Below are 5,983 nucleotides of genomic sequence, written 5' to 3'. Positions count from 1 at the left end.
TCATCAGTCGATCGCAAAGTTTCTGTATTGGTACGACCCCATGTACCCACAACAGAAATTCGATAAGCCGGGTAAGTCGCCCTTCATGGACATGCAAATGGTCCCTCAGTACGCGGATAGCAAGGGGGACAGTGACACTGTTCGCATTGATCCAAGCCTGACCCAGAACCTCGGTGTGCGACTGGCTACCGTCAGTCGAGGTGTGTTTGCTTCGAGTCTGGACGTTGTCGGAGTGTTGGCTTTCAACGAACGGGACGTCGCCGTCATTCAAGCCCGTACGGCGGGTTTCGTCGAGCGCGTGTATGCCCATGCTCCTGGCGACGTGATCAAAGCCAATGCCGCCATGGCGGATATCCTTGTACCTGAGTGGGCTGCGGCTCAGGAGGAATTTCTCGCACTCAAGCGCAGTGGCGATACAGGCTTGCTGGCAGTGGCTCGCCAGCGCTTGCGGCTCACCGGGATGCCGGCGGCATCAATTGCTCAAGTAGAGCGCAGTGGCAAAGTCCAACCAAACCTGACCCTCACCAGCCCTATTAGTGGTGTGCTGCAAGAGCTCAATGTGCGCGAGGGTATGACGGTGGCCGCCGGCGAGACACTGGCACGCGTTAATGGTTTGAGTAGCGTCTGGCTGGCCTTGGCCGTTCCGGAGACTGAATCTGGATCGATCCTCATGGGGCAAACGGCAGAGGCGCATTTGCCCGCGTTCCCTGGGGTTGTGCTCAAGGGCGTCGTCAGCGCGATTCTTCCGGAAACCAATCCGGATAGCCGCACCCTTCGCGTACGCGTCGAGTTACCCAACCCAGAAGGCCGTCTCAGGCCGGGTATGACCGCACGAGTGAGCCTCAATCGTTCAACGGAGCAAAGTGTGTTGTGGGTGCCGAGCGAGGCCGTCATTCGCACCGGTCGACGTGCTCTGGTGATGCTTGCTGAAGACGCTGGCCGCTATCGTCCTGTTGAAGTGTTGATCGGGCAGGAAAACGATGACAAGACGGCGATCTTGAAAGGTCTGGAAGAGGGCCAGAAGGTGGTTACCTCTGGCCAGTTCCTGCTCGACTCGGAGGCCAGTCTCAAGGGCATCGTTGCAAGCTCGGAGGAAGAGTCACCACCCAGCGCAGCAGTCTCCAGTTTTCATGAGGCGGATGGGCAGATCGTTGAGATCAACGACAAAGAAGTCACACTCGCCCATGGTCCCTTCAAAACGTTGGGCATGCCTGGCATGACGATGACGTTCCCACTCGCTACTCCGGCGCTGATGCTGGGCCTCAAAACGGGCGATAAGGTTCGGGTTGCGGTGAGTCAGACCGACGATGGCCTGCGTGTTGAGCGTCTAGACAAATCGGGGAGCCAGCCATGATCGCCGCCCTGATTCGCTGGTCAGTGGCCAACCGATTCCTGGTGCTACTGGCGACACTTTTTTGTCACGGCTTGGGGCATCTGGTCGGTGCAGAGCACGCCCATTGATGCGCTGCCGGATCTCTCCGATGTTCAGGTGATCATCCGCACCCCGTATCCGGGACAGGCACCGCAGATTGTCGAGAACCAGGTGACCTATCCGTTGGCCACCACCATGCTTTCGGTGCCTGGCGCCAAGACCGTGCGCGGCTACTCCTTCTTTGGTGACAGCTTTGTCTATGTGCTGTTCGAAGACGGTACTGACTTGTATTGGGCCCGCTCGCGGGTGTTGGAGTACCTGAGCCAAATACAAAGTCGCTTGCCGGCCAGCGCCAAACCGGCGTTGGGGCCAGATGCGACAGGCGTTGGCTGGATTTTCCAGTACGCGCTGGTAGATCGCAGTGGCGGACACGATCTGGCGCAACTTCGTGCACTTCAGGACTGGTTCCTCAAGTTCGAACTCAAGACTCTGCCCAATGTTGCCGAGGTGGCCACCGTGGGTGGGATGGTCAAGCAGTACCAGGTGCAGCTTGATCCACTCAAATTGGCCAGCCTCGGTATCACGCAGGCCGAGGTGACCGAAACGATCGGCAAGGCCAATCAGGAAACCGGCGGCGCGTCCTAGAGATGGCAGAGACCGAGTTCATTGTGCGGGCTTCCGGCTACTTGAAAACGCTCAATGATTTTCGGGCGATCCCACTCAAGCTGGGATCGGGCGGTGTGCCGGTGACCCTTAGCGATGTCGCCACGATCCAGTTGGGTCCGGAAATGCGGCGTGGCATCACCGAACTCGACGGCGAAGGCGAGACGGTTGGCGGTGTGGTAATTCTGCGCAGCGGCAAGAATGCTCGCGAAACCATTGCGGCGGTCAAGACCAAACTCGACGAGTTGAAAAGCAGCTTGCCGGCGGGGGTGGAAATCGTCACCACCTACGACCGCAGCAAGCTGATCGACCGCGCCGTGGAAAATCTCAGCCACAAGCTAATCGAAGAGTTCATCGTCGTCGCGTTGGTCTGCGGGATCTTTCTCTGGCACCTGCGTTCATCTCTGGTGGCAATCATCTCCCTGCCGGTGGGGGTACTGATTGCCTTCATCGTGATGCGCTATCAAGGGATCAACGCCAACATCATGTCCCTGGGCGGGATTGCCATCGCCGTCGGCGCCATGGTCGACGCTGCCGTGGTGATGATTGAAAACGCGCACAAGAAGGTTGAGGCCTGGCACGCGGCCAATCCTGGGGAGGAACTGAAAGGTGAACGTCATTGGCACGTGATGACTGAAGCGGCGGCGGAGGTAGGACCAGCACTGTTCTTCTGTTTGTTGATCATCACGCTGTCGTTCATTCCGGTGTTCACCCTGCAAGCGCAAGAGGGGCGGCTATTCGGCCCGCTGGCTTTCACCAAGACCTACGCCATGGCCGCGGCGGCGGGATTGTCAGTGACCTTGGTGCCGGTGTTGATGGGCTACTGGATTCGGGGACGAATTCCCAGTGAACAACAGAACCCGTTGAACCGCTGGCTCATCCGGATCTACCAGCCGGCTCTGGATGCAGTCTTGCGACGACCGAAGATCACGCTGCTGGTCGCGTTGCTGGTTTTTATCAGCGCATTATGGCCAATGTCGCGCTTGGGTGGCGAGTTTCTTCCACCGTTGGACGAGGGCGACCTGCTCTATATGCCTTCGGCTCTGCCGGGATTGTCGGCGCAGAAAGCGTCGCAACTGCTGCAACAGACCGACCGCCTGATCAAGACCGTGCCGGAGGTCGAACATGTCTTTGGTAAAGCCGGTCGTGCTGAAACTGCCACCGACCCGGCGCCGTTGGAGATGTTCGAAACCACCATCCAGTTCAAGCCGCAGGAGCATTGGCGTCCAGGCATGACTCAGGAAAAGCTAGTGGAAGAGCTGGATCGAGTGGTGCGAGTTCCTGGGCTGACCAATATCTGGATACCGCCGATTCGCAACCGTATCGACATGCTGGCTACGGGGATCAAGAGTCCTGTTGGGGTGAAAGTTGCCGGCACCAATCTGACGGAGATTGATGCCGCGACTCAGGCGGTCGAGCGAGTGGCTAAGGGCGTACCCGGTGTCAGTTCGGCTTTGGCCGAGCGATTAACCGGTGGGCGTTACATCGACGTGGATATCGACCGAAAAGCCGCCGCCCGCTACGGACTGAATATCGCCGATGTGCAGTCGATCGTGGCCGGCGCTATCGGCGGTGAAAATGTCGGCGAGACCATTGAAGGGCTTGCACGCTTCCCAATCAACGTCCGCTACCCTCGGGAGTGGCGGGATTCGCTCGGTGCTTTGGAGCAGTTACCGATCTACACCCCACTAGGCAGCCAGATCACCCTTGGCACCGTGGCGAAGATCAAGGTCAACGACGGGCCGCCAATGCTCAAGAGTGAGAACGCACGGCCTTCAGGCTGGGTGTACATCGACGTGCATGGCCGGGACATTGCCTCCGTGGTGGCCGATCTACGCCGGGTCGTCAGTGAGCAGGTAAAGTTGCAGCCCGGCATGAGCTTAAGCTACTCAGGTCAGTTCGAGTTTCTTGAAAGGGCCAACGCACGACTCAAACTGGTGGTGCCTGCCACGCTGTTGATCATCTTCGTGTTGCTCTACCTGACATTTGCACGCCTTGATGAGGCTTTGCTGATTATGGCCACGCTGCCATTCGCTCTCACGGGCGGGGCATGGTTTCTCTATCTGTTGGGATTCAACCTGTCGGTCGCCACCGGGGTCGGCTTTATCGCCTTGGCCGGTGTTTCTGCAGAATTTGGCGTGATCATGCTGCTCTACCTGAAAAATGCCTGGGCCGAGCGTCAAGACCTCGGTGACAACACAGAACACGGGTTAATGGCCGCGATTCGTGAAGGCGCTGTGCAGCGCGTTCGACCCAAGGCCATGACCGTTGCGGTGGTTATCGCTGGTTTGTTGCCAATACTTTTGGGAAGCGGTACCGGCAGCGAGGTGATGAGCCGCATTGCCGCCCCGATGATTGGAGGTATGGTTACGGCGCCCTTGCTATCGCTGTTTGTGATCCCGGCGGCCTATCACCTCATGCGTCGTCGACACTTGTCCGTTGAGCCTGGCAAGCACTGACGCGTAAAAATGCATACAAAAGGGGCTGCGCTTGCAGCCTCGTTTGAACTGCACAGCCCGTTTTCATCAGTCCTACGCGCGGTATGTATCGAAATTAGCAAGTTTATGTCTTTTGCATAAACTCGCTAATTTCGATACATACGCTGTGGTCAGTGCCGTTACCCACCAGCACTTGCCAGAAAAACGAACGCTGCCCTACTGTGTTTCGATGAGCCACAAACAGCATCCTGCTCAAAGCCGACTCAGCATTCGTCACCCTCAGATCACTCTTGAAATCGAGGCGAATGACCTTAATATGATCTTATCTTGCCATCATCGTTTTCAATCATGGATGTTTCTCTGGGGTAGGTCGGAATGGCAGAACAAGAAGACGCTAAACCCGCAAGCGGGCGCTTCAACACAAATGATGAGACGAAGCGGATCGTATGGACACAGACCGCTGGTCATTGTGAACTGTGCGGCACGGATCTGACGTTCGATTATCGTGCCGGCAAGCCAATGAAATGGGGCGAAGTGGCGCATATCCTGCCCGCCAGTCCCAAAGGCCCTCGGGGACGCGCGGATCATGATGCTGAGGCGCACACAAACAATACCGCTAATCTGATGCTCCTGTGCCCAGGTTGTCATGACAAAATTGATCGTGACGCAGATGGGTATCCTGAAAATGATTTGAGTGGTTTACACCAAGCGTACCTGGAACGCATCCGGCTCGCGGCAACGACCCCCGATGGTGGCAGAGCCATTCCGCTCATCGTCCAGAGTCAGCATTTTCAGACGATCAACGATATCCCCGTTCGCGATCTGTTGACTGCGATGTCCGCCGAGGGATTAACCGCCTTCGATCAAGGCATCAAAATCACCTTCGCTGCGCCCGGACCACGTGGCAGGGACACTACCTATTGGCAGAACGTCAAAGACAGCGTCCAGTATGAGCTGGAGCAGCAACTCAAGCGTCGCGGCGGCACCTATGGCGACTCGCCTGCGCTAGCAGTAGTCGGCTTGGCCGACATTCCGGCTTTGATGATGTTGGGCCAGAGTATCGGCGACCGTTCCAAGCGCTTGATCTTCTCCTTTCACCGCGAGCATCTTTTGCGCTGGCCAGATCAGTCCGCTGAGCCGCCCGCTTTTTTGTTTACACCTCCCCCCGACGGCGACGGGCCACTGGCGCTTGTGCTCTCCATTTCTGCGCAAGTTCCAGTTCGCGACGTGGCCGAAGCTCTGCCCGGTGCACGTATTGCAGAGCTGTCGATCCCAGAGCCAAGCTATGCGATGGTACAAAACCGTCGGGTGATTCATGCCTTTCGTGACGCACTTCAAATACGACTGAGCCAGCTTGAGGCTCTGACTCCTGACCCTATCCACGTCTTCGCCGCCATTCCTGCGGCATTGGCCATCGAGTTTGGCGCGTTGCTCACAACACAGCATCAACATACATACCTGATCTTCGATCGGGACAAAGAAAACCAAGATCGGTTTACGCAAACACTGC

The 5,983-nt window shown here is 57.4% G+C and carries 4 protein-coding genes; all 4 read left to right on the top strand.

The genetic code is table 11. The features are described from left to right. The coding region (locus tag HT737_RS28910; RefSeq protein WP_182404534.1) for an efflux RND transporter periplasmic adaptor subunit at positions 1–1,354 on the top strand (1,354 nt) is incomplete at its 5' end. An 87-nt stretch (positions 1,355–1,441) separates the two neighbouring features. Next, the gene (locus HT737_RS32910; RefSeq protein ID WP_374011212.1) at positions 1,442–2,017 is read left to right on the top strand and encodes an efflux RND transporter permease subunit; all 576 of its coding nucleotides are present in this window, start codon (positions 1,442–1,444) and stop codon (positions 2,015–2,017) included. A gap of 2 nt (positions 2,018–2,019) precedes the next feature. Further along, complete coding sequence (locus HT737_RS28905; protein ID WP_374011211.1) at positions 2,020–4,494, top strand: efflux RND transporter permease subunit; 2,475 nt, start codon at positions 2,020–2,022, stop codon at positions 4,492–4,494. A gap of 354 nt (positions 4,495–4,848) precedes the next feature. Continuing rightward, a partial coding sequence (locus tag HT737_RS28900; protein WP_182404533.1) for an SAVED domain-containing protein occupies positions 4,849–5,983 on the top strand: 1,135 nt, incomplete at its 3' end.

Origin of the sequence: Pseudomonas sp. MD195_PC81_125, from assembly GCF_014060985.1 — a bacterium.
Classification (GTDB): domain Bacteria; phylum Pseudomonadota; class Gammaproteobacteria; order Pseudomonadales; family Pseudomonadaceae; genus Aquipseudomonas; species Aquipseudomonas parakoreensis.
Note: the sequence above shows the minus strand (reverse complement) of the source record. Positions and strands in the feature narration are given on the sequence as shown.

Excerpts from the sequence above, each read along its gene's own strand:
- HT737_RS28905 (WP_374011211.1), top strand. The coding sequence starts at position 2,020 with ATGGCAGAGACCGAGTTCATTGTGCGGGCTTCCGGCTACTTGAAAACG.